Raw genomic sequence first — 24,156 nt, forward strand, 5'->3', positions numbered from 1 at the left:
TGGGGCCGCACTTGCAATCTGCCAAAGAGGCTCAAAATTCATTGCCTAAGCAACTTATTTTGAGCCTCACTATGTCCGATCTGATCCAGAAATTGCAATGGCGCTACGCCACCAAGAAGTTCAACCCCACCAAAGTGGTGCCTCAGGAGAAGGTCGACCGCATTCTGGAAGCGGTACGCCTGACCGCCACCTCCAGTGGTCTGCAGCCCTACGAAGTGTTTGTCGTCACCAGCAAGGAAGTGCGCGAGCGCATCAAGCCCATCGCCTGGAACCAAGGGCAAATCACCGACAGCTCGCACCTGCTGGTGTTCGCCGCCTGGGACAACTACACGGCTGACCGCATCAATGCCATGTTTGACCTGGTGAATGCCGAGCGCGGTGTCAAAAACGAAGGCTGGGAAAACTACCGTCAGATGCTGCTGGGCATGTACCCCCAACGTGATGCCGAAGTGAACTACCAGCACGCTGCCCGTCAGGCCTACATCGGCCTGGGCACCGCGCTGATTGCTGCTGCCGAAGAACAAGTGGATGCCACGCCCATGGAAGGTTTCGACCCCAAGGCACTGGACGAAATTCTGGGCTTGCAAGCACGTGGCCTGCGCAGCGTGGCGATTCTGCCCATCGGCTACCGCGCTGAAGAAGGCGACTGGCTGGTGAACCTGAAAAAGGTGCGCCGCCCACGCGACCAGTTCATCACCGAAGTTGCCTGATTTTTAACAGTTAGGTCACTACCAGCCGCTTGCTGACATCCAGCATGCGGCTGGCCAGCACCGCACCCAGCGACTGGGTCAGTGCCAGGGCTACGCCCGGATGTTCGCGCGACAACGCCGCGAACTGCGGCATGCTCATTTCCCACACCTTGCAGTCGCTGTAGACCGCCACCGACGCGTTGCGTGGCAGGTTGGAGAAAAAGCTGCCTTCACCGACCACCGTGCCCGGCCCCAGAATGGCCAGGTGCACCAGGCCAGCCGGGGTTTTGACATCGACCTTGAGGTCGCCAGACTCCAGAAAATACAGGGTGCGATTGTGTTCACCCTGGGCAATCAACAGATGCCCGCGCTGCATTTCCAGGGGTTTGACGTAATGGTCCAGCACGCTCCAGCGGAAGCTTTCGAGAAACTTCCCCAGGCCTCCGTCTTCCGTATTGCGGGCGATGGCCGCAACCAGTCCACTCACGTCGCGTGCGTTCTGACCACTGGTCGAAGTCGTCATGCTGGTTGCTCCAAACTGGCAGCGAAGGGGGAATGCCGGCCGCCTGCTACGTAGGTTACCTACATCTGGCCCGTGGTGTCCAGCACTTTTGGACCATTGGGTGAATGGGGTGGGGCCCCGGTCTGTACACTGCGGCGCTCATCATGCCGTCTTCTTCTCCAGCCACCTCTCCCGATCTCTCCACCACCCATTGGCCGCGCGTCCTGTTGCTGTGGTTTTGCGGTCTGGTGGCGGCCATGCAATTCGCCAAGATTTCGCTGGCTTTTGTGCCGCTGCAGTTGCACTACGCCGTGTCGGCGGCCAGCATGGGCTGGGTGTTGTCCACCGCAGGCGTGGTCGGGTTGCTGTTTGGCGTGACCATGGGCCTGCTGGCACCCGGCATTGGCTACCGCCGCCTGTTGCTGGGCGGCCTCTGGCTGGGGGCTGCGCTGGCACTGGCCCAGGCGGCGCTGCTGCCATTGCCCCTGTTCTGGGCCAGCCGAGTGCTGGAAGGGGCCTCGCACCTGGCCCTGGTCGTGGCTGCCCCCACGCTGATGGCAGCCAGCACCGGGCCGGGGCACCGCTCGGTGGCCATGGGCTTGTGGAGCACTTTTGTGGGCGCAGCCTTTGCCATCAGCGGTTTGTTGTTGCCCTGGGTGTTGGCGGGAGCAGGGTTGGTGGCGGTGTTTTACGGCCATGCTGCGTTATTGGCATTAGCTGCCCTGGCCGTGCACCGCATGGTGCCCACCGATGCCCTGCCGTTGGCGCCCCTGCCCGGCGTGTCGACCCTGCTGGCACGGCATGTGGCTATCTACACCCACTGGGAGACCGCGCTGCCGGGCTTGTGTTTCTTTTGCTACACCTTCCTGGGGCTGGCTTTGCTCACCTTTGTGCCGTCTCTGACCGGTACCGACCGGTACTGGATGGTGGCCGTGTTGCCGCTGACGGGGGTCGCGGGCACGTTTTGCGCGGGCTGGATGGCGCAGTACTGGATGCCACCGCTGCGCCTAGTGCGTTGGGCCTACAGCGCCTTGGCTGTGATGGCGTTGGGTCTGGGCGGCTGCCTGTTGGCGGGCTGGGCCCTGGCCATCCCGGCCTTGATGCTGATGTTCACGGCGGGCGTTTGCTGCGGCAGCTCTTACGCCCTGATTCCTTACCTGAATGCCACCAGTGCTCCGCAGGCCTTGGCCAATGGTGCGGTGGCGCAGATGGGCAATCTGGGCTCGACGCTGGGCCCACCGGCGTTTGCGTTGGCCTTGTCGCTGTGGGGCGGGGCAGGCTTGGTGGCACTGGTGCTGTGCAGCGCCGGACTGGGTTTGTGTCTGGCCTTGTGGGGCAAACGGCAACATACACGCAGATCGCAAGGGGCATAAAAAAACGCGGCCGAAGCCGCGTTTTCTGGATAGCGCTGGATAGCGTTATTCGATTTTTGCCTTGGCGCGCAGGTCTTCCTGGAATTTGGCCATTTTTTGCTGTTGCAGTTGTTGTGCAATCTGGGGCTTCACGTCTTCAAACTTGGGCAACTGGGCCTGGCGTACATCGTCCAGGCGGATGATGTGGTAACCAAACTGGGTCTTGACGGGAGTTTCCGTCGTCTTGCCTTTTTCCAGAGCGACCAGCGCATCGGAGAACTCTTTCACGTAGCTGCTGGCGTTGGCCCAATCGAGGTCACCACCGTTGGCACCGGAACCTGGGTCTTTGGAAGACTTCTTGGCAATGACGTCAAACTTGCCACCCTTTTTGAGCTGGGCAATGATGGCCTTGGCCTGGTCTTCCTTTTCCACCAGGATGTGGCGGGCACGGTATTCCTTGCCGCTGTTGGCCGCAGCAAACTTGTCGTATTCGGCCTGGATTTCAGCGTCGGTGACGGGACTCTTCTTCTGGTAGTCGGTAAACAGTTCACGGATCAGGATGGACTGGCGGGCCAGGTCGAGCTGGCTTTTGAAGTCATCGGTGGCGTCCAGACCGCGGGCTTGCGCTTCCTGGATGAAGATTTCGCGGGCGATGACTTCTTCCTTGATCTGGCCTTCCATTTCAGGCGTCACCGGGCGACCGGAACGGATCACCTGTTGTGTCAGGGCGTCCATGCGGGACTTGGGCACAGCCTTGCCGTTGACGATGGCCAGGTTCTGTGCCTGTGCGGCGAACGAACCCAACAGGGCCAACGCGGCCAGGGAGACGATAACTTGCTTCTTCATGCTAATCCTTCAGGGGTACTTGGACGGGTTGACGGGGTGGTTTCCCCGGTCTCAATAGCCAGGGCGTGCAGGCCCTGGTCGATGAAATCTTGCAGCGCATCATACACAAGGCGATGGCGTGCGACGCGGCTCTTTCCGGTAAACAAATGTGAATGGATGCGCACCCGGAAATGGGTGCCTACGCCGCTGTCGTTGGCACCGACGTGGCCAGCGTGCTGCCAGCTTTCGTCCAGCACTTCGAGCTGCTCGGGCGCCAGGCGTTCACGCAGGCGCTGCTCCAGCGCTGCAGCGGTGGGGGCTACAGCCGCATTCATGGGGTCGGGCCCGCGCCAGGCGCGTCTTCCGCCTTGAGGTGGGGCGCGATGTACAGGCCCTGGCCGATGATGAAGGTCAACGGGAACACATAGCCCCAGAGCTTGAAACTGACCCAGGCCTCGGTGCTGTAGTTCAGCACCACATAGGCATTGAGGATGGCCATGAAGGCGGTGTAGATCACCCAGGCGATATTGAGCCGGTGCCAGGTGGCGTCGGGCAGTTCGATCTGGCTGCCCAGCAGCAGCTTGAGAAAGTTCTTGTGCATGACCCAGACCGCAACCGCCAGCGCGATCGACATGGCGGCGTACAGCACGGTGGGTTTCCACTTGATGAAGCGATCGTCCTGCAGCACCAGGGTCAGCGTGCCAAACACCAGGATCAGCAGCAGCGTGATCTTGTGCATGGCCTGCAGGCGGCGTTCCATCCCGTAGATGACGGCCATTTGCAGCACCGTGGCGCCCATCAGCACGGCGGTTCCGACGTAGATGTCGTAAAACTTGTAGGCGCCGAAAAACAGCAGGATGGGGAAGAAGTCGAGAAGGATTTTCATGCAGGCAAAGGTGAGATTCACGCAAGCGTGAAGGGAATTCACGCAGGCGTGAAGTGTAGCGATGCCGAGTTCATGCAATACCGCAGGCCGGTGTCGGTGGGGCCATCGTCAAACACATGGCCCAGGTGGGCGCCGCACTGGGCGCACACGGTTTCCACACGCCGCATGCCGTGGCTGGTGTCGGTGATTTCGGTGATGGCGCCGGGAACGGCCAGCGAGAAGCTGGGCCAGCCGCAGTGCGCGTCGAACTTGGTGTCTGCATCGAACAGCTTGTTGCCACAGCAGATGCAGTGGTAGCTGCCGTCTGCCCATTGGCGTTCGTATTTGCCGCTGAAAGGGCGCTCGGTGGCGGCGTGGCGGGTGACCTGGAATGCGCCCGGTTCGGCACCTTTCTCGATCAGCAAGGCTTTCCATTCGGCTTCGGTCTTGGTCACGGGGTAAGACATCGTGGTTTCCTCGGGTTAAGCGGTTGGCAAGGGATTTCAGGAACTGCAACTGATGGCGATGCTGCCAGCCCAATCCGGTGGAAAACCGGCCAGGGCGTCGTGTTCGGGGTGTTCGTCGTAGGGGCGTTCCAGCACTTTCAACAATTCGGCCACCTTGGAAAAATCCTTGGCCTTGGCGGATTGGATGGCCAATTCGCCCAAATGGTTCCGCAGCACGTATTTGGGGTTGGATTTGAGCATCAAATCGGCATCCAGCCCCTGTGGATACTGCGCAAGCAGCTCTGAAAATTGTAGCAATGCAGCGTCGATACCGGTCCGGTCCAGGAACAGGTCACGCACCGAGGCATCGTCTGCACGCTGTTCACGTGCCCAATGGCTCAAGCGCCGCCAGAAGATGCTGTAGTCCACGCGGTCTGCAGCCATCAGGCGCAGAAAGGTGTCGGCCACCGGGCCCAGTTCAGCATGCACTTCGGCAAAGCCCAACTTGGCCGCCATACGGCTGGCAAAGGCCAGCGGGTAGGAGACTTTGTAGGTCTCCAGTGCGGCAATCGCCTGTTCCTGTTCACCAATCAGCGGCAGCAAGGCCTGGCCCAGGCAATACAGGTTCCAGTAAGCAACGTTGGGCTGTTTGTAGAAAGCGTAGCGGCCCTGGTGGTCTGAATGGTTGCAGATGTGGCCGGGGTCGTAGGCGTCGAGAAACTGGAACGGACCGTAGTCAATCGTCAGCCCCAGGATGTTCATGTTGTCGGTGTTCATCACGCCATGGCAAAAGCCCACGGCCTGCCACTGCGCCACCATCTCGGCGGTGCGTTGTGTCACGGCCTCCAGGAAGTTGGCGTAGGGGTTGCCGTTGTAGCGTCCATCCGTGCGGCACTGCGGGTAATACCGGTCGATCACGTAGTCCGCCAGCGTGCGCAACGGGTCGTGCTGGTTGGTGTGGGAAAAGTGTTCGAAATGGCCAAAGCGGATAAAGCTGGGCGCGGTGCGGGTCACCACGGCGGCGGTTTCGATGTCTTCGCGGCGCACGGGCGCGTCAGACCCGGTCACGCAAAGCGCGCGTGAAGTCGGAACGCCCAGACCGTGCATGGCCTCGGAGCCCAGAAATTCGCGGATGCTGCTGCGCAGGACAGCGCGCCCGTCGCCCATGCGGGAAAACGGCGTCAGGCCCGCGCCTTTGAGCTGTACTTCCAAGCCGTTGGTTTCGCCCAGCAAGATGGCGCGGCCATCACCCAGTTGACCAGCCCAATGGCCAAATTGGTGGCCGCTGTAGACGCTGGCCAGCGGTTGTGTGCCTGCGAGTTGCAAGTTGCCCGTTAGTGCCTGCAGCAGATCGGGCGACTCCAGTGCATCGGTTGGCAGACCCAGTGTGGCAGCCACTTGGGTGCTGCGGCCCACCCAATATGGAGCGGGCAAGGGGGTGGGGGAGAGGGCTTCGAAAAAGTCTTCGCCCAGAGCGGCGAAGCGGTTGTTCCACACCAGACCGGAGTCCAGTGTCGGCGGGTCTTGCGGGGCAGTCGTCATGCGGGAATTGTCCCGCAAAGCCACAAGTCGGGGTTTGGGAAGGGTTACTATCTTCCACGCACAAAAGTGCGTCGTTATTCAGAAAATTAGGAGACCCCCCGCCATGTTAGGTTTGATGCAAAGCCAGCAATTGCTGATTTCTTCACTGATCGATTTCGCCGAAAGGCACCATGGAGAGGGGGAAATTGTTTCCCGCCGGGTGGAGGGGGACATCCACCGTTACACCTACAAAGATGTTGCCGTCCGTGCGCGCAAGGCCGCGAATGCGCTGGACCAGATGAAACTGGCCTTTAGCGACCGCGTGGCCACCCTGGCCTGGAACGGCTACCGCCACCTGGAGCTGTACTTTGGTGTGAGCGGGTCGGGCCGTGTCTTGCACACGCTGAACCCGCGCCTGCACCCCGACCAGATCGTCTGGATTGCCAACCACGCCGAAGACCAGGTGCTGTGTTTTGACATGACTTTCCTGCCCATCGTCAAGGCCGTGCACAGCCGTTGCACAACCATCAAACACTACATCGCCATGTGTGATGCCGACAAGCTGCCCACCGACACCGGCATTCCCGGATTGCAGAGTTACGAAGCCTGGATTGGCGCACAGCCCGATACCTACACCTGGCCGCAGTTTGACGAAAACTCCGCGTCCAGCATGTGTTACACCAGCGGCACCACGGGCAATCCCAAGGCCGCGCTGTACAGCCATCGCTCCACCATGCTGCACGCTTATGCCGTGGCCATGCCCGATGTAATGGCGGTCAGTGCGCGCGACTCCATCTTGCCCGTGGTGCCCATGTTCCACGTCAATGCCTGGGGCCTGCCGTACACGGCGGCCATGACCGGTGCCAAGCTGGTTTTCCCCGGCCCGGCGATGGATGGCAAGTCGATTTTTGAACTGATCGAAGGCGAAAAGGTGACTTTCGCTGCGGGCGTGCCCACCGTGTGGCAAATGATGCTGGGCCACATCCAGTCCAACGACTTGAAGTTCTCGACCTTGAAGCGCACAGTGATTGGCGGCTCGGCCTGTCCACCGGCCATGATCACGGCCTTCAATGATGTCTATGGCGTGGAAGTGCTGCACGCCTGGGGTATGACAGAAATGTCGCCGCTGGGTACGGTATGCACGCTGAAGAACAAACACCTGACGATAAACTCCGACGACAAGATGAAGATCCGCCTCAAACAGGGGCGGGGCATCTTTGGTGTGGACATGAAGATCGTGGACGAAGCGGGCAAGGAATTGCCCTGGGATGGCAAGGCCTATGGCGACTTGCTGGTCAAAGGCCCCTGGGTTATCAACGAATACTTCAAAGGCGAGGGCGGCTCGCCGCTGGTCGATGGATGGTTCCCCACGGGTGACGTGGCCACGATCAACCCCGAGGGTTACATGCAGATCACCGACCGCAGCAAGGACGTGATCAAGTCCGGCGGCGAGTGGATCAGTTCCATCGATGTGGAGAACATTGCGATGGCGCATCCGGCAGTGGCCATGGCCGCGTGTATCGGCATGAAACATCCCAAGTGGGATGAGCGTCCCATCATCGCGGTGGTGAAGAAGCCGGGGTCGGAAGTGACGCGTGATGAACTCATCAATTTCTACGAAGGCAAGACTGCCAAATGGCAGATTCCGGACGATGTAATTTTCGTGGATGCGATTCCTTTGGGGGGGACCGGAAAGATGCAGAAAACTAAGTTGCGCGACATGCTGGCGGACTACAAATTGCCAGGCGTTTGACCCCAGTGTTTCCCCGGTTAATCACCGAGTCACCTTGGTGATAGACCTAGGGGAAACCCCTTGTGTTGCGATGCACAAAACCAGTACGCTCAGGCCATGTGAAAGAGACCGTGGAAATGAGTTTTACAGGAGACAAAAACATGAAGTTCGCATTCAAGATCGCCGCTGTTGCAACCATGGTGGTTTGCGCCAGCGCCGCGTTGGCCCAAAAGGGTGAAACCGTCAAGTTGGTCCGCATTGACCCCTTGACTGGTTTGCTGGGCCCAGTGGGTATCAACCAGGACAAGAGCTACAAGTTTTTTGCCGAGAAGTTCAGTGGTGCGGGCAACCCCGCTGGTGTCAAGTTCGAGTTCTCCACCATTGACAACAAACTCAGCCCCACAGAAAGTTTGAATGCGCTGAAGGCGGCCATCGACCAGGGCGTGCGCTACATCATCCAGGGTAACGGTTCCTCCGTGGCGCTGGCCCTGAGCGACGCCATCACCAAGCACAACGAACGCAATCCCGGCAAGGAAGTCATTTTCCTGAACGACTCTGCGGTCGACCCAGACCTGACCAATAGCAAGTGCAGCTACTGGCACTTCCGTTTTGATGCCGACACCTCCATGAAGATGGAAGCCATGTCCAGCTTCATGAAGGACCAAAAGGACATCCAGAAGGTTTACATCCTGGGTCAGAACTACTCGCACGGTGTGCAGGTGGCCAACTACACCAAGGAAACACTGGCCCGCAAGCGCCCCGACATCAAGATCGTCGGTGAAGACCTGCACCCACTGGCCCAGGTGCGTGACTTCGCTCCTTACATTGCCAAGATCAAGGCCTCTGGTGCGGATACCGTAGTGACCGGCAACTGGGGTTCTGACCTGGCACTGCTGGTCAAGGCAGCCAACGAAGGTGGCTACACCGGCAAGTTCTTCACCTACTACGCTGGCGTCACGGGTACGCCCACTGCGCTGGGTACCAACGGTGCAGGCCGCGTGTACCAGATCGCTTACAACCACTACAACATGGGTGGGCAAGCGCAAAAATGGCAAGACGAGTTCAAGGCCAAGTACAACGACGACTTCTTCACTGGCTCCGTCATCCGTGTCTACCAGATGCTGGGCGCTGCCATGGCCAAAGCCAAGTCGACAGACCCCGTCAAGGTGGCAGCCGCTCTGGAAGGCCTGAAAGTGGACAGCTTCAACGGTGAAGTGGAAATGCGCAAGGCAGACCACCAGTTGCAACAGCCGCTGTACATGACGGTCTGGCAAAAGGCGGACAAGAAATACCCCTACAGCCCTGAAAACACCGGCATGACGCTGGCGCCCGTGAAGGAGTACCCGAACTATGTGTCCAGTACGCCTACCAGCTGCCAGATGAAGCGTCCAAGCTGATGAAAATAGCGCCCCCACGCTCCACCACTGCGTGGGTTGCTGCCCCCCGAGGGGGCTAATTCCCTTTGGGACGGCCCGGCGGGAAATTGCCCTCTAGCCTGAGCCCCTGCGGGTCACCGTTGCGGGCTCTTTTAATTTCTGCAAGATTTGCCGCGATAGGGAAGGTTGGTTGGAATGGAGTTTTTCATCATCTCGATGCTCAACGGCTTGAGCTACGGCCTGCTGTTGTTCATGCTGAGTTCCGGACTCACGCTGATTTTCAGCATGATGGGCGTTTTGAACTTTGCCCACGCCTCTTTTTACATGCTGGGTGCCTATGTGGGCTACACCATTTCACAGGTGATCGGTTTCTGGCCTGCACTGGTACTGGCGCCGCTGGTCGTCGGTGCGATGGGCGCCCTGTTTGAGCGGCTGTGCCTGCGCAAGGTACACAAGTACGGCCACGTGGCTGAACTGCTGATCACGTTTGGCCTGTCCTATGTGATCCTGGAGCTGGTGCAACTGGTCTGGGGGCGTATTGCCCTGGAGTTCCGCCCACCGGAAGTGCTGCGAGGCCCGGCCTTTACCCTGATCAACCATTCTGTAGATGGTCTCAAAATCCTGTGGGGTGCTGCACCCGTTGACATGTGCAGTGCCGCAGACGTCGCCATTCGCGTCGTGTGTTCTCCCTTCCCGGCCACCCGTGGTTTCATGATGCTGGTGGCGTTGATCATGCTGGGATCCGTCTGGCTGCTGCTCACACGCACCCGTGTCGGTCTGGTGATCCAAGCGTCCTTGACGCATCCCGATGCGGTCGAAGCTCTGGGCCACAACGTCCCCCGCGTGTTCATGATGGTTTTTGGTTTTGGTGCCGCACTGGCCGGGCTGGCCGGTGTGATTGGCGGCAGTACCTACCTGACCGAGCCGGCCATGGCCGCTACGGTGGGCTCCATCATTTTTGTGGTGGTGGTGGTGGGTGGCCTGGGTTCTTTGTCCGGTGCTTTCCTGGCATCTCTGCTCATTGGGGTGGTGCAGACCTTTGCCGTGGCATTCGACTATTCGGTGCTGAGCCTGCTGGACCAGTTTGGTGTGCAGGTCAGTGCAGCACTGCGTGGCAACTCGTTGACCAAACTCACGCTCTCGCAGATCGCGCCCATTCTTCCGTACCTGTTCCTGGTGCTGATTCTGATCTTCCGGCCCAAGGGTCTTTTGGGTAACCGGGAAGGCTAATTTTTCATGTCTGCTGCAAACTCTGCGCGTTTTTACGCCTTCAAACCCCTGAACGTGGGCCGGGCGGTTATCTGGAGCCTGTTCGCATTGCTGATGGTCGTCGCTCCGCTGGTGTTTACCAGCGGCCTGTCCATCACCATGCTGTCCCAAATGGGCATTGGCATCATTGCCTGCCTGTCTTTCAACATGCTGCTGGGGCAGGGCGGCATGCTCAGTTTCGGGCATGCCGTGTACACAGGTCTGGGTGCTTTTGTCTCCATCCATGCGCTCAACGCCATCTCGGGTGGTTCGCTGCCCTTGCCGGTGTCGCTGGTTCCTCTGGTGGGTGGCCTCGCGGGCATGGGCTTTGCCGCGTTGTTTGGTTACGTCACCACACGCAAGGCCGGTAACACCTTTGCCATGATCACGTTGGGCCTGGCGGAACTGGTGTTTGCCATGTCGCTCATGATCCCCGAGTTTTTCGGCGGCGAGGGCGGGATCTCGGGCAACCGGGTGGTGGGCAAGGCCTTCTTCGGCATCACCTACGGCCCGGCCATCCAGGTCTATTACCTGATTGCGATCTACACCTTCATCGCCGTGGTGCTGATGTTTGCCTTCACCCAGACGCCGCTGGGGCGCATGCTCAATGCCGTGCGTGACAACCCGGAACGCGTGGAGTTTGTGGGCTACAACACGCAGCGTGTGCGTTACCTAGCTTTCATCATTGCAGGCTTTTTTGCTGGCATTTCCGGTGGACTGGGTGCGCTGAACTTTGAAATTGTGAATGCCGAAGTGGTGGGCGCTGCACGTTCGGGCGCCTACCTGCTGTTCACCTTCCTCGGTGGTGCAACCTTCTTCTTCGGCCCCATCCTGGGGGCCATTCTGATGGTGCTGGCGTTTGTGCTGCTCAGCGAGTTCACCAAGGCTTGGCTGCTGTACCTAGGTCTGATCTTCCTGTTCATGGTGATGTATGCCCCGGGCGGCATTGCCAGCCTGATCATGATGAACCTGCGCATAGCGGCTTATGGCAAATTGCGCCAGCTCTGGGTTTGTTATGTGGCGCTGGCAGGCACGGCCCTGGTCACGCTGGCCGGTGCCGCCGGTCTGGTGGAAATGATTTATCACCTGCAACTCAACGCCTCCATGGGCTCCGAGCTGCAGTTCATGGGTGTGCACCTGGACACCAGCAGCGTCAACAGCTGGTTTGGTGCGGGCTTCCTGATGCTCACGGGCCTGGGACTGTTTGAGCTGTGCCGCCGTCAATTCCTGCGTGACTGGAGTCGTATTCAGGAAGAAATTCAAAAAGAAATTCAGCGAAAGGAAGCCCTGTGAGCACAGCACCTTCCTCCTACACCGCCTGCGCGCTGGAGCTGCGCGATCTGCGCAAGAGTTTTGGCAAGACCGAAATCATCCGTGGTGTGAACCTGGCCGTGAATGCCGGTGAGCGTGTGGCCATCATTGGTCCCAACGGTGCCGGCAAGTCCACGTTGTTCAATTTGATCAGTGGCCGTTTTGCGCCCAGCAGCGGTGACGTGCTGCTGCATGGCAAACGCATCAATGAGCTCAAACCCTTTGAGATCAACCGGTTGGGCCTGTCGCGCAGCTTCCAGATCACTAACATCTTTCCGAACCTCAGCGTGTTCGAGAATCTGCGTTGCAGTGTGTTGTGGAGCCTGGGCTACAAATACACCTTCCTGAAGTTTCTTTCTGGCCTGAAAGACGCTAACGACAAGGCGCAGGAACTGATGGAAATGATCCATCTGGACAAGAAACGCGACGTGCTGGCCGTGAACCTGACCTATGCCGAGCAACGCGCTTTGGAAATCGGCATCACCATTGGCGGCGGTGCCAGCGTGGTCTTGCTGGACGAGCCGACCGCGGGCATGAGCAAGAGCGAAACTTCGCGGTTTATTCAACTGATCAAGGAAGTGACCGAGGGCAAGACCCTTTTGACAGTGGAGCATGACATGGGCGTGGTATTCGGCCTGGCCGACAAAATTGCTGTGGTGGTTTACGGTGAAGTCATCGCCTTTGACACACCTGACGCTGTGCGGGCCAATGCAGCGGTGCAGGAGGCCTATCTGGGCTCATCCGTGGCCGACGCGCAGGCGGGAGGACACTGATGCTCCAAGTCTCCAATCTGCATGCCTATTACGGCAAAAGCCACGTCCTGCATGGCGTGGACATGCAAGTCAACGCCGGTGAAATCGTTGCGCTGCTAGGGCGCAACGGCTCGGGCCGTTCCACCACCGCAAAAGCCATCATGGGGCTGGTGGACTGCCAGGGCTCCGTGCTCTGGAAAGGCAAGGAATCGCTGGGCCGCAAGGCCTACGAAATCGCCCATCTTGGGATTGGTTATGTGCCCGAAAACCGCGATATCTTCCCCAAACTCACCGTGCACCAGAACCTGCTGCTCGGTCAAAAGGGCAATGGCAAGGGCGCGCGCTGGACCTTTGACGACATGTACAAGATGTTTCCGCGTCTGAAAGAACGCGAACACAACGAGGCGGGTGTGCTGTCGGGCGGCGAGCAACAAATGCTGACCCTGTGCCGCACCCTGATGGGCGACCCGGACCTGATCATCATCGACGAACCTACCGAAGGCTTGGCGCCCAAGATTGTGGAGCTGGTGGCGGAATACCTGATGGAGCTGCGTAAGCGCGGTATTTCGGTGCTGCTGATTGAGCAGAAACTCACCATTGCCATGAAGATTTCGGATCGCTGCCTTGTCATGGGGCACGGCAGTATTGTGTTTGAAGGAACGCCTGACGCATTGCGGGCCAATTCGGATATTCGCAAGGAGTGGTTGGAGGTTTAGGTTTTTTCGTTCGCTCGTCAGTTGGTTTCTTTCGCCCGCGGCTGTCGCGGGGTATGCGTTTTGCTCCGTGTCCCCCGCCCGCTTTGCGAGCTCCTCCTTGACCTACGCAAAACCCACACCCCACACCAGCCGCTCGAAGGGTAGTTGCCTGCGGCGTACAAGCCATGCCACTTTGGGGGCGGGTGGGCTATGCGTTTTGCGCAGTAAAGGAGGAGGGCCGAAAGCCCGGGGGGCACGGAGCAAAACGTATAGCCCGCCTGCACCTGAGACAACCTTACGCTGGCGATAGGGGAGTGAAAAGAATGAGTCCCACCTGTGACAACCGACATTTTTGATTCACCATTAGCCAATACAATGTACAAAAAAGAACGATCGTTCTATTTTCAATTTTGAGGAACTCCGCATGACCGCTCACTACCAAGTCCATGGCGATGTCGCCGTTATCACGCTGGACAACCCGCCCGTCAACGGCCTGGGTCTGTCTACCCGGCAGGCAATAGCCGACGGCATGGCCAAGGCCAATGCTGACGCGGCTGTGAAGGCCATTGTTATCACCGGTGCCGGCAAGGCGTTTTCGGGTGGTGCGGACATCAAGGAATTCGGTTCTCCCAAAGCCCTGCAAGAGCCCAACCTGATCAGCGTGATCGGCGTGCTGGACAACTCCACCAAGCCCGTCATTGGCGCTATCCACACGGTCGCCATGGGCGGTGGTCTGGAACTGGCCCTGGGTTGTCACTACCGTATTGCGGCCCCCGGCACCAGCGTGGCCCTGCCTGAGGTCAAGCTCGGCCTGCTGCCCGGCGCAGGTGGTACACAACGTCTGCCTCGCGTGCTGGGCGTGGAAGCGGCACTGAACATGATCGTTAGCGGCGAAGCGATCCAAAGCGAAATGCTGGCCATGCTGCCCGGCCAGAAGCTGTTCGACAAGCTGGCCAAGTCTGCGGAATCACTGGCCGAAGAAGCGCTGGCCTTTGCCCGCTCCGTGGCCGACGTGCGCCCCTTGCCACGTGTGCGCGACCTCAAGTGCAAACATCCTCAGGGCGACGCCTACTTTGCCTTTGTGCGCAACATGGTTGGCGCCATGTCCAAGAACTACCCCGCGCCACTGAAGTGCATTGACGCGGTGGAAGCTGCTACCAAGAAGAAGTTTGACGACGGCATGGCGGTCGAGCGCGAGATCTTCATCAACCTGATGTGGACTCCCGAATGCAAGTCGCTGCGTCACCTGTTCCTCGCCGAGCGTGCAGCATCAAAAATCCCGGATGTGCCCGCAGACACGGCGCAACGTGCTATCAACTCCATAGCAGTTATCGGCGCTGGCACCATGGGCGGTGGCATTGCGATGAACTTCCTGAACGCAGGTATCCCCGTCAAGATGCTGGAAATGAAGCAGGAAGCGCTGGACCGTGGCATTGCCACCATCCGCAAGAACTACGAAGCCCAGGTGGCCAAGAAGAAGCTCAAGCAGGACAAATACGAGCAGCGCATGAGCCTGCTGACCACTACGCTGAGCTATGACGACCTGACCGGTGCCGACATGGTGATTGAAGCCGTGTTCGAGGAAATCGGCGTCAAGGAAGCCGTGTTCAAGGAACTGGACCGCGTGATGAAGCCCGGTGCCATCCTGGCCTCCAACACCTCCACCCTGGACGTGGACAAAATTGCCTCCTTCACCAAGCGCCCCGAAGATGTCGTGGGCCTGCACTTCTTCAGCCCCGCCAACGTGATGAAGCTGCTGGAAGTGGTGCGTGGCGCCAAGACCGCCAAAGACGTGATGGCCACCGTGATGACGGTTGCCAAGAAGATCAGGAAGACAGCCGTGGTCTCCGGCGTGTGCGACGGCTTTATCGGCAACCGCATGATCGAACAGTACGGCCGCCAGGGTGGATTCCTGCTGGACGAAGGCGCGACACCCGAGCAGGTCGACAAGGCCATGGAAAAGTTCGGTATGGCCATGGGCCCGTTCCGCATGGGCGATTTGGCTGGCAACGACATTGGTTGGGCGATCCGCAAGCGCCGCTACACCGAGAAGCCTGACATGAAGTACAGCAAGACCGCGGACTTGTTGTGTGAGAAGGGCCGCTTTGGCCAAAAGACTGGCGCAGGCTGGTACGACTACCTGCCCGGCAAGCGCGACGCAATTCCGAACGCCGAAGTGGTCAAGATGATTGAAGACTACCGCGCGTCCAAGGGCATCGTGCCGCGCAAGATTTCTGACGAAGAAATCGTGCAGCGCCTGGTGTTCGCGCTGGTCAACGAAGCCGCGCACATCCTCGAAGAAGGCATTGCCAACAAGGCCAGCGATATCGACATCGTTTATATCTTCGGCTACGGCTTCCCTCCCTACCGCGGTGGCCCGATGAACTACGCCGATCAGGTTGGTCTGTTCAACGTGGTGCAAGCTATGAACCGCTTTGCGCAAAATCCGCTGGACGACGCCAATTTCTGGAAGCCCGCACCGCTGTTGGCCAAGCTGGCTGCTGAAGGCAAGAGCTTCAACTAAGCGCGCCCCATGATCAAGAAACTCTTTCTGGGTTTGCTGGCCATTGTGGTGCTGCTGGTGGCCGCGGTGGCGGTCAATACGCTGCGCAAGGGTTCCCGCCAAATCGACGTCCCCCCGATTGCCCCATTGGCGGTGGACGAAGCTGGCGTGGCCGCCCGTCTGGGGGAGGCGGTGCGCTTGCGCACCATCTCGTCGCGCGACGACGCCAATCTGAGCGCAGACCAGTTCAAGGCCTTGCATGCCATGCTGCAAGCGCGCTTTCCCAAGCTGCACGCGGCCCTCAAGCGCGAGACGGTGGGCGACCTGAGTCTGCTCTACACCTGGGAGGGTAGCAACCCCAAAGCCCAACCCATCATGCTGATGGCCCACATGGACGTGGTGCCAGTTGCTCCGGGTACCGAAAAAGACTGGGCGGTCGAGCCATTCTCTGGTGCGGTCAAAGACGGTTTTGTCTGGGGCCGTGGTGCCTGGGATGACAAGGGCAATGTGATTGCCCAGCTGGAGGCGGTCGAGATGCTGGTCGCCAGCGGTTACAAACCCGAGCGCACGGTTTATCTGGCCTATGGTGCGGACGAAGAGGTCAGCGGTTTGCGGGGCGCGGCCAAGATCGCGGCCTTGCTCAAGAATCGCAAGGTCAAGCTGGACTTTGTGATTGACGAGGGCATGTTGATCACCGAAGGCATGTTGCCCGGACTGAGCAAGCCCGCGGCCATCATTGGTGTGGCTGAGAAGGGGTATTTGTCTGTGGTGCTGAAGATGGCCGCCACGCCCGGCCACTCGTCCATGCCACCGCCCAAGGGCACCAGTGCCATCGCCATGATGAGTGCGGCCCTCAAGCGCGTAGACGACGAGCAACTGCCCGGCGGCATCCGTGGTGTGGCGGGCGAAATGTTTGACACGCTGGCGCCTGAAATGAATGGCTTCTCGCGCGTGGCCCTGTCCAACCTGTGGCTGTTCGGCCCTGTGGTGCAAAAGCAGTTGGAGGCCGGTGCCAGCACCAATGCCATGCTGCGTACCACCACCTCGCTGACCATCGTCAACGCGGGCAACAAGGAAAACGTACTGCCAGGCGTCGCCGAAGCCACGGTCAACTTCCGCCTGTTGCCCGGTGACACCAAGGAGCAGGTGATGGAGCGCACCCGCGCTTTGGTGGCCGATGCCACCAAGAGCGACAAGTTCGAGCTGTTTGCCCTGCCGGGTGCGGTGGATGCCTCCAAGGTGGCGCCGACGGACTCCGCGCAATACCAGTTGCTCAACCGCACGGTGCGCGAAGTGTTTCCCGGCACGGTGGTGACGCCCGGCCTGATGTTGGCGGCCACCGACTCCATCCACTACGGCGAGATCAGCGACCACATCTTCAAGTTCTCTCCCGTGCGCGCCAAGCCGGAAGATCTGACCCGTTTCCACGGCACCAACGAACGCATTGCTTCGAGCAATCTGGTCGAACTGGTTCGCTTCTACCACCGCCTTGTGACCGAGGGCGCCAAGGCGCCTCAACCTTGAACTTATTTTGGAGAGATAAACCATGACCGCAGCCGTAATCGTTTCTACCGCCCGTACCCCCCTGACCAAAGCCTGGAAGGGCGCTTTCAACATGACCCACGGCGCCACCATGGGCGGCCATGTGGTGGAACACGCCATCAAGCGCGCTGGCATTGAAGCCGGGGAGGTGGACGACGTCCTCATGGGTTGCGCCACACCCGAAGGTGCCACCGGCGCCAACATCGCGCGCCAGATCGCACTGCGCGCTGGCTGCCCGGTCACCGTGTCCGGCATGACCATCAACCGCTTTTGCTCGTCGGGTCTGCAAACCATTGCCACCGCCGCGCAACGCATCATTTCCAACGAAGGCGACATCTATGTAGCCGGTGGTGTGGAAGCCGTTTCCTGCACTGCGCAGGAAATGAACAAACACATGCTGAGCGACCCGTGGCTCGAAAAGAACAAGCCCGAAATCTACTGGGCCATGCTGCAAACCGCTGAACAAGTGGCCAAGCGCTACAACATCAGCCGTGATGCCATGGACGAGTACGGTGCGGCCAGCCAGCAGCGCGCCGCAGCCGGTCTGGAAAAAGGCCTGTTCAAGGACGAAATCGCCCCCATTACCGTGACCATGGGCGTGGCCGACAAGGTCATGGGCATGTCCACCAAACAAGTCACCGTCAGCGACGACGAAGGCATCCGCGCGGGAACGACCAAAGACGGCATCAGCGGTCTGCGCTCGGCCTTGCCAGGTGGCCTGGTGTCGGCCGGTAACGCCAGCCAGTTGTCCGATGGCAGCGGTGCCGTGGTCGTGATGCACGAGAAGATTGCCGAACAAAAGGGTCTCAAACCCCTGGGCCGTTTCCTGGGCTTTGCGGTCGCCGGTTGCGAACCTGACGAAATGGGCATTGGCCCGGTGTTTGCCATCCCCAAGGTGCTCAAGCGCCTGGGCCTGAAGATGAGCGACATCGACCTGTGGGAACTGAACGAAGCCTTTGCCGTGCAGGTGATCTACTGCCGCGACAAGCTGGGCATCCCCGCGGACAAGCTCAACGTCAACGGTGGCGCCATCGCTGTGGGCCACCCCTTCGGCATGAGCGGCCAGCGCCTGACCGGCCACGCCCTGATCGAAGGCAAACGCCGCGGCGCCAAGAAGGTATGCGTGACCATGTGTATCGGTGGTGGCATGGGTGCTGCCGGCGTGTTTGAAGTGCTGTAAAGCGGCTTCGGCATTTGCTAGGCAAAAGGCCACCGGAGACGGTGGCCTTTTTTTATGGTGCGCGCAATGCGGCGCCAGTCCCACGCATTCACACAGGCTTCACGGCCAGCGCACGGTGCCATCACATTCACTTCGCTCATGCTGCAGACACTGCGGGTTCATGCAAACAACAGGAGCCCTAGTGAAAAATTCATTGTTTTTGAAATGCCTCGCGGTGGTGATGTTGGGCTTGGTGCTCTGGGTGCCGCTACTGATGATTGAAAACACCATCCAGGAACGCACTGGCTACCGCCAGGAAGCCATACACACCATAGCCGCCAGTTCCGCCGGCGAACAGCGGCTCTGGGGGCCGGTGCTGACCATTGCCGTGCAGGAAGAATATGACGAACCCACCGCCGGTTGGTCCAAGGCTGGTAGCGTGCCAGGCACCGCGCGCAAAACCCGCACACACACCCTGCAAGTGCAAGCCACAGCGCTGGACCTCAAGGGCCGCATGGTGGTGGAGCAGCGCAAGCTGGGCCTGTTCAGCACACCGGTGTTTGAACTCAACGCCACACTCAGTGGCCACTACGTGACCCCAACCGCCCGGGACCTGCCCGCCCCAGGGCCCAACGCCCGGCTCACATGGATGGCGCCGGTTCTGAATGTGGGAGTAGGGGACACGCGGGGCATTGCCAGCGTGCCGCTGGTGACCGTGGCCGGTACCGCGCTGGCAGTGGAGGCGGGCAGCGGAGACAAGGACGCAGGCTCCGGCTTTCACAGCGTGGCCCATGCGCTGCGGCTGGATGGCAGCGCCAAGACGGTGCCATTCACGGTGGTGGTGCGCCTAGTGGGCACCAGTGAGTTCGGCTTTGTTCCCATGGGCGAAACCGTCACCGCTGATATCAGCAGCAACTGGCCGCACCCCAGCTTCAGCGGCGACTTTCTGCCACGCAGCCGCGTTGTGCAGGACTCGGGCTTCAACGCGCAATGGGCCACCACGGCACTGGCTTCCAATGGCCGCGCGGCAGAGCAGGGTTTTCAGGTGCGCCTGATCGAGCCGGTGGACGTGTACCAGCAAGCCACGCGCTCGGTGAAGTACGGCTTCCTCTTCATTGTGCTGAGTTTTGCCGCGTTCTTTGTATTCGAGCAGCTCAAAAATCTGCGCATCCACCCCATTCAATACCTGCTGGTCGGTCTGGCGCAGGCGGTGTTCTTTTTGCTGCTGACCAGCTTGTCGGAGCACATGGCTTTTGCCGTGGCCTACGGCGTGTCGGCTACCGCATCGGTGGTCCTAGTGGGTATGTATCTGGCGTCTGTGCTGCGTGGTGCTGCGCGTGCAGTCGGCTTCAGCGCGGCCATGGGCACGCTCTACGCGGCGTTGTTCGGCATCTTGCAGTCAGAGCAAAACGCGCTTCTGCTGGGCTCGGTGCTGATGTTCCTGCTGTTGGCTGCGGTCATGTTGGGCACACGCAAAGTGGACTGGTACGCACAAGCCACCTAGTGGGGCACACATTGCTGGTAGCGCCCGGCTCGAAGGCAAACACTGTGGCACCGGGAACGCCATGCTGAGCCTGTATATTGGGCGCTGCCAGCGTGTTTGAAGTGCCTTAGATCTTCGCAAAACGCTACAAAATTAGTAGCTGGTCGCGCATATCCTGAAAGGGCTGCGCGGCCTTTTTACCTATAAAAATGACAAACACACCTGCCGACCCTTCGCTTATTGATTCCCGCCACGCGGCCTGGCGCCTGCTGGTCACGCTGGGCCTGGTGGTGCTGGGCAACAGCAGCATGTACGTGGTGTCGGTGGTACTGCCCACGGTGCAGGCCGAGTTTGGCGTGGGCCGGGCCGACGCGGCGCTGCCGTACACGCTGATGATGGTGTGTCTGGGCATTGGCGGCTTGTGGACCGGGCGCCTGGCGGACCGCCATGGTTTGACACCCGTGTTGTGGATCGGTGCGCTGGCCGTCTGCGGTGGTTTTGTCTGGGCCGGTCTTTCGGGCAGCATCTGGAGTTTTGGCCTGGCGCATGGCTTGCTGGGCCTGATCGGCAGTTCGTCCACCTTCGCGCCGCTGATTGCCGACACCGCCCTGTGGTGGAACCGTCGCCGTGGGATTGCGGTGGCCATCTGCGCCAGTGGCAACTACATCGCCGGCGCCCTGTGGCCGCCCATCGTGCAGCATGGCGTGGAAACGATTGGCTGGCGCCACACCTATGTGCTGCTGGGTCTGGTGTGTGGGCTGGGCATGCTGATTCTGTCCATGTGGATGCGCCAGCGCCCGCCGCTGGTGTCTGTCGTCCCAGCGAATGCAGGCGTGGCCGTGGTGGACCGCAACCGTCCTTTTGGCTTGAGCCCGGCGCGCGCGCAAATGCTGCTGTGTGTGGCCGGCGTGGCGTGTTGTGTGGCCATGTCCATGCCGCAGGTGCACATCGTGGCGTATTGCACTGACCTGGGTTTTGGAGCCGCACGTGGCGCCGAAATGCTGTCTTTGATGCTGGCCTGCGGCATTGTGAGTCGACTGGTTTCCGGTTTTATTTGCGACCGTATCGGTGGCATACGCACCTTGCTGCTGGGCTCGGTGCTGCAAGGGCTGGCCCTGTTGCTGTTTTTGCCCTTCGACGGCTTGGTGCCGCTGTATGTGGTGTCGGCCATGTTTGGCCTGTTCCAGGGCGGTATCGTGCCGTCCTACGCGATCATCATCCGTGAACACTTTGCGCCGCAGGAAGCGGGTGCGAGGGTAGGTGCCGTCATCATGGCCACGCTGGTGGGCATGGCACTTGGCGGCTGGTTATCGGGTTGGGTGTTTGACGTGACAGGCAGCTACCACGCGGCGTTTCTCAACGGCATTGCGTGGAACCTGCTGAACCTGTGCATTGCGTTCTGGCTGCTGTGGCGCGTACGCAAAGCGGCAGGCCGACCCGATTAGTCGGCCTGCCGCGCTGGCCTGTGCCCGGAGTTAACCGGCGATCACCAGACCGGAGGTGTCAACGCTCTGAACGCCCTTGACCTTCTCGGCGATCATCTTCACCAGGTCCACGGCGTCTTGCGTGGGCAGCTTGCCCTTCAGGGCGACCACGCCGCTCTTGGTGGTGACGCTGACCTTGAACGCTTTGGACGCGCTATTGGCCAGGATCTCGGACTTGACCTTGGTGGTGATCCAGCTGTCTGACACAGCTTTTTCCACTTTGGCTTCGGCCTTTTCCACTTTGGTTGTCATGGGTTCATTGGTTGCCGCTTGGGCGACTGCGCCAAACGCCATGAGTGCGGAGATGGCCAATGCGGAGCGCAGGAATTTGCTGGAGGTTTTGGTAGTAGACATAAATGCTTTCTCGGTAAGGTTGAAATCACATGCCAGACCTGAATGGTTGGACTTGGCATGCACCAGAACCCCAAGGATGCCGCTGCGCCATGAAGGCGTCCGTGTGCCGGCGCACAGATGGGCCCAAAAAAATGTTCGGTAGCCCGTTTTCTCCAGCGTCGCCGACCGGACAACCCCCATTCCGGATCGCGTCAAGCTGCGTAACAATGGTGCTATGACCCTGCGCACCACTATCGATTTTTTGCTCAACGACTGGCTGGACACCACCGCGCTGACGGAGCGCGCGCGCTTTGCGGACCACAGCCGTGAAACCTTTGATGCGGTGCTGGAAACCTGCGAGCGCATTGCGCGTGAGAAATACGCGCCGTTCAACCGTCTGGCGGACACCCAGGAGCCACACTTTGATGGCGAGAAGGTGATCCTGCCGCAGGCCACACACGACGCACAAAAGGCCTATGCCGAATCCGGCATGTTGAGCGCAGCGCAAGATTACGAGATGGGCGGCATGCAGTTGCCCTATAGCGTGGAGGCCGCGGCCAACGCATTCTTCGCCTGTGCCTCGGTGAGCATTGGCACCGGCATGCTGACCACGGGCAACGCCAACCTGCTGATGGTGCACGGCACCGACATGCAAAAAGAGGTGTTTGCAAAGAATGAGTTTTCCGGCCGCTGGTCGGGCACCATGTGCCTGTCGGAGCCGCAAGCGGGTTCCAGCCTGTCGGATGTGGCGACCAAAGCGGTGCCGGACGGCGCTGACTTTGCCAATGACCCGCTGGGACCGCGCTACCGCCTCAAGGGCAACAAGATGTGGATCTCGTCGGGTGAGCATGAGATCAACGAAAACATCATTCACTTGGTGCTGGCCAAGATTCCCGATGCGGATGGCAAGCTGGTGCCCGGTACTCGTGGTATCTCATTGTTCATCGTGCCCAAGAAAATGGTCAACACCCAGGGCGCTCTGACCGGCGTGCGCAACGACGTGGCGCTGGCGGGCCTGAACCACAAGCTGGGCTGGCGCGGCACCACCAACACGCTGCTGAACTTTGGCGAAGGCAAATTTCCTGTTGAAGGACAGGCGGGCGCCGTGGGCTATCTGGTCGGCAAACCCGGCAAGGGCTTGGCCTGCATGTTCCACATGATGAACGAGGCGCGCATTGGCGTAGGCATTGCGGCAACGATGTTGGGCATGGCGGGCTACTACGCGTCGTTGGAATACGCGAAAAACCGCCCGCAGGGCCGCCCGATCACGGGTTCCGGCAAAGACGCTGCCGCCCCGCAAAGCCGCATCATCGAACACGCGGATGTGAAACGCATGCTGCTGGCACAGAAGTCGTATTCAGAAGGTGCACTGGCGCTGGAGCTGTATTGCGCGCGCCTGGTGGATGAACACCACACGGCGGGCGGTGCGGAGGCCGAAGAAGCGCGCCTGTTGCTGGAAGTGCTAACACCGATTGCCAAGAGCTGGCCCAGCGAGTGGTGCCTGGAGGCCAATTCGCTGGCGATCCAGGTCCACGGCGGCTACGGCTACACGCGCGATTTTCCGGTGGAGCAGTACTGGCGCGACAACCGCCTGAACATGATCCACGAAGGCACACACGGCATCCAGGCGATGGACCTGCTGGGCCGCAAGGTGCTGATGGAAGACGGAAAGGGCATGGCTTTGCTGGCCAACCGCATGACCGCCACCATCCACCGCACCAGCGGCATCCCGGCGCTGGCGGCCCACGCCAAGTCACTGGGGCGTGCGTTGCAGGACGTGGGCGCTGCCACGCAGCAAGCCTGGTCCACCGGCCAGCCCACCGAAGCACTGGCCAATGCCGTGCCGTACCTGCAGGCCTTTGGCCACACGGTGCTGGCCTGGATCTGGCTGGATGTAGCGGCCTGCGCCTTGGACAATGATCCGAAGCAGGAGCAACTCTCGACCCAGGGCCATGTGGGCTGTGCGCGTTTCTTCTTCCATTACGAGCTGCCGAAAATCGGCGCCTGGCTGTCTGTGGTGCAATCGCGGGACCTGACCTGTGCGTCATTTCCCGAAGGAGCCTTCTGATGAGTTTTTTTAAAAAATACAGCGGTACCACCAATCTGCGCCTCGTGCGCCTGGAGCGCATGGTGTGGGTGCTGATTTACGGTGGCCTGTTGTCCATCGTGCTGGGCCTCTTTATTGACCAGCAACAAGCCCAGGACGCCAGCCTGTTCTACCAAATCGGTGGCCTCGCCGTGGCCGCTGGCGTGGTCCTGATCTACATCCGCTCGCGCTTGCGCGAAGAAGACCACTGACTCGACCAAGGCCGCTACGGGCCGGTCCTTCCATTCCTTT

Annotated in this window: 22 protein-coding genes; 15 read left to right on the forward strand and 7 right to left on the reverse strand. The window is 60.1% G+C overall.

The window, feature by feature from the left end:
- Positions 1–71: 71 nt before the first annotated feature.
- Positions 72–710, forward strand: a complete 639-nt coding sequence (locus RS694_RS09765) for an NAD(P)H-dependent oxidoreductase (protein ID WP_029707484.1) — start codon at positions 72–74, stop codon at positions 708–710.
- A gap of 10 nt (positions 711–720) precedes the next feature.
- On the opposite strand, the gene RS694_RS09770 is transcribed toward RS694_RS09765, so the two are convergent.
- On the reverse strand, positions 721–1,212 hold the full coding sequence (locus RS694_RS09770) for a Crp/Fnr family transcriptional regulator (RefSeq protein ID WP_029707481.1): 492 nt from the start codon (positions 1,210–1,212) through the stop codon (positions 721–723).
- Positions 1,213–1,355: 143 nt separating this feature from the next.
- Here RS694_RS09770 and RS694_RS09775 point away from each other — a divergent pair, with 143 nt between their 5' ends.
- On the forward strand, positions 1,356–2,564 hold the full coding sequence (locus tag RS694_RS09775; RefSeq protein WP_161631562.1) for an MFS transporter: 1,209 nt from the start codon (positions 1,356–1,358) through the stop codon (positions 2,562–2,564).
- Between the two features lie 45 nt (positions 2,565–2,609).
- Here the strand turns inward: RS694_RS09775 and RS694_RS09780 are convergent, their stop codons facing one another.
- Genes RS694_RS09780 through RS694_RS09800 form a run of 5 tightly spaced genes read right to left on the reverse strand, consistent with a single transcriptional unit; the run spans position 2,610 to position 6,221 of the window.
- Entirely contained in the window at positions 2,610–3,389 is a 780-nt protein-coding gene (locus RS694_RS09780; RefSeq protein WP_029707478.1) for a peptidylprolyl isomerase, read from the reverse strand.
- Complete coding sequence (locus tag RS694_RS09785; RefSeq protein ID WP_051391857.1) at positions 3,386–3,703, reverse strand: BolA family protein; 318 nt, start codon at positions 3,701–3,703, stop codon at positions 3,386–3,388. Before RS694_RS09785 ends, RS694_RS09780 begins: the two co-directional genes overlap by 4 nt.
- Positions 3,700–4,254, reverse strand: coding sequence for a septation protein A (locus tag RS694_RS09790; RefSeq protein ID WP_029707476.1), 555 nt, complete (start codon positions 4,252–4,254; stop codon positions 3,700–3,702). The genes RS694_RS09785 and RS694_RS09790 overlap by 4 nt, the downstream gene beginning before the upstream one ends.
- A gap of 38 nt (positions 4,255–4,292) precedes the next feature.
- On the reverse strand, positions 4,293–4,700 hold the full coding sequence (gene msrB / locus RS694_RS09795) for a peptide-methionine (R)-S-oxide reductase MsrB (RefSeq protein ID WP_029707475.1): 408 nt from the start codon (positions 4,698–4,700) through the stop codon (positions 4,293–4,295).
- Between the two features lie 36 nt (positions 4,701–4,736).
- Positions 4,737–6,221 carry a protein adenylyltransferase SelO gene (locus RS694_RS09800; protein ID WP_029707474.1) on the reverse strand — a complete coding sequence of 495 codons (1,485 nt, stop codon included), beginning with the start codon at positions 6,219–6,221 and terminating at the stop codon, positions 4,737–4,739.
- A gap of 103 nt (positions 6,222–6,324) precedes the next feature.
- On the opposite strand from RS694_RS09800, the gene RS694_RS09805 reads away from it, so the two are divergent.
- The 11 genes from RS694_RS09805 (at position 6,325) to RS694_RS09855 (ending at position 21,446) form a co-directional block, all read left to right on the forward strand.
- Positions 6,325–7,953 carry a 3-(methylthio)propionyl-CoA ligase gene (locus tag RS694_RS09805; RefSeq protein ID WP_029707473.1) on the forward strand — a complete coding sequence of 543 codons (1,629 nt, stop codon included), beginning with the start codon at positions 6,325–6,327 and terminating at the stop codon, positions 7,951–7,953.
- 140 nt (positions 7,954–8,093) lie between these two features.
- Complete coding sequence (locus RS694_RS09810; protein ID WP_029707472.1) at positions 8,094–9,329, forward strand: branched-chain amino acid ABC transporter substrate-binding protein; 1,236 nt, start codon at positions 8,094–8,096, stop codon at positions 9,327–9,329.
- Positions 9,330–9,503: 174 nt separating this feature from the next.
- Positions 9,504–10,538: a branched-chain amino acid ABC transporter permease gene (locus tag RS694_RS09815; RefSeq protein ID WP_029707471.1), complete on the forward strand. Its 1,035-nt coding sequence runs from the start codon at positions 9,504–9,506 to the stop codon at positions 10,536–10,538.
- A 6-nt stretch (positions 10,539–10,544) separates the two neighbouring features.
- A complete protein-coding gene (locus tag RS694_RS09820) occupies positions 10,545–11,849 on the forward strand; it encodes a branched-chain amino acid ABC transporter permease (protein ID WP_029707469.1) in 1,305 nt (434 codons plus the stop codon).
- Positions 11,846–12,640 carry an ABC transporter ATP-binding protein gene (locus RS694_RS09825; protein WP_029707467.1) on the forward strand — a complete coding sequence of 265 codons (795 nt, stop codon included), beginning with the start codon at positions 11,846–11,848 and terminating at the stop codon, positions 12,638–12,640. The genes RS694_RS09820 and RS694_RS09825 overlap by 4 nt, the downstream gene beginning before the upstream one ends.
- Positions 12,640–13,335: an ABC transporter ATP-binding protein gene (locus tag RS694_RS09830; protein WP_029707464.1), complete on the forward strand. Its 696-nt coding sequence runs from the start codon at positions 12,640–12,642 to the stop codon at positions 13,333–13,335. Before RS694_RS09825 ends, RS694_RS09830 begins: the two co-directional genes overlap by 1 nt.
- A gap of 403 nt (positions 13,336–13,738) precedes the next feature.
- Positions 13,739–15,838: a 3-hydroxyacyl-CoA dehydrogenase NAD-binding domain-containing protein gene (locus tag RS694_RS09835; RefSeq protein ID WP_029707462.1), complete on the forward strand. Its 2,100-nt coding sequence runs from the start codon at positions 13,739–13,741 to the stop codon at positions 15,836–15,838.
- A gap of 9 nt (positions 15,839–15,847) precedes the next feature.
- Complete coding sequence (locus tag RS694_RS09840; RefSeq protein WP_029707461.1) at positions 15,848–17,341, forward strand: M20 family peptidase; 1,494 nt, start codon at positions 15,848–15,850, stop codon at positions 17,339–17,341.
- A gap of 22 nt (positions 17,342–17,363) precedes the next feature.
- Entirely contained in the window at positions 17,364–18,539 is a 1,176-nt protein-coding gene (locus RS694_RS09845; protein ID WP_029707459.1) for an acetyl-CoA C-acyltransferase, read from the forward strand.
- Between the two features lie 181 nt (positions 18,540–18,720).
- Positions 18,721–20,022, forward strand: a complete 1,302-nt coding sequence (gene creD / locus RS694_RS09850; protein WP_161631561.1) for a cell envelope integrity protein CreD — start codon at positions 18,721–18,723, stop codon at positions 20,020–20,022.
- A gap of 188 nt (positions 20,023–20,210) precedes the next feature.
- The gene (locus RS694_RS09855; RefSeq protein ID WP_029707456.1) at positions 20,211–21,446 is read left to right on the forward strand and encodes an MFS transporter; all 1,236 of its coding nucleotides are present in this window, start codon (positions 20,211–20,213) and stop codon (positions 21,444–21,446) included.
- A gap of 30 nt (positions 21,447–21,476) precedes the next feature.
- On the opposite strand, the gene RS694_RS09860 is transcribed toward RS694_RS09855, so the two are convergent.
- Positions 21,477–21,839 (reverse strand): BON domain-containing protein, encoded by a 363-nt coding sequence (locus RS694_RS09860; protein WP_029707454.1) that lies wholly within the window; start codon positions 21,837–21,839, stop codon positions 21,477–21,479.
- Between the two features lie 214 nt (positions 21,840–22,053).
- Between RS694_RS09860 and RS694_RS09865 the strand changes: the two genes are divergently transcribed.
- Both RS694_RS09865 and RS694_RS09870 read left to right on the forward strand, forming a co-directional pair.
- Positions 22,054–23,886, forward strand: coding sequence for an acyl-CoA dehydrogenase (locus tag RS694_RS09865; protein ID WP_029707453.1), 1,833 nt, complete (start codon positions 22,054–22,056; stop codon positions 23,884–23,886).
- Entirely contained in the window at positions 23,886–24,116 is a 231-nt protein-coding gene (locus tag RS694_RS09870) for a hypothetical protein (RefSeq protein ID WP_029707452.1), read from the forward strand. The genes RS694_RS09865 and RS694_RS09870 overlap by 1 nt, the downstream gene beginning before the upstream one ends.
- Positions 24,117–24,156: the final 40 nt, after the last annotated feature.

The sequence above is a fragment of the Rhodoferax saidenbachensis genome, from assembly GCF_001955715.1.
In the GTDB taxonomy this organism is placed as follows: domain Bacteria; phylum Pseudomonadota; class Gammaproteobacteria; order Burkholderiales; family Burkholderiaceae_C; genus Allorhodoferax; species Allorhodoferax saidenbachensis.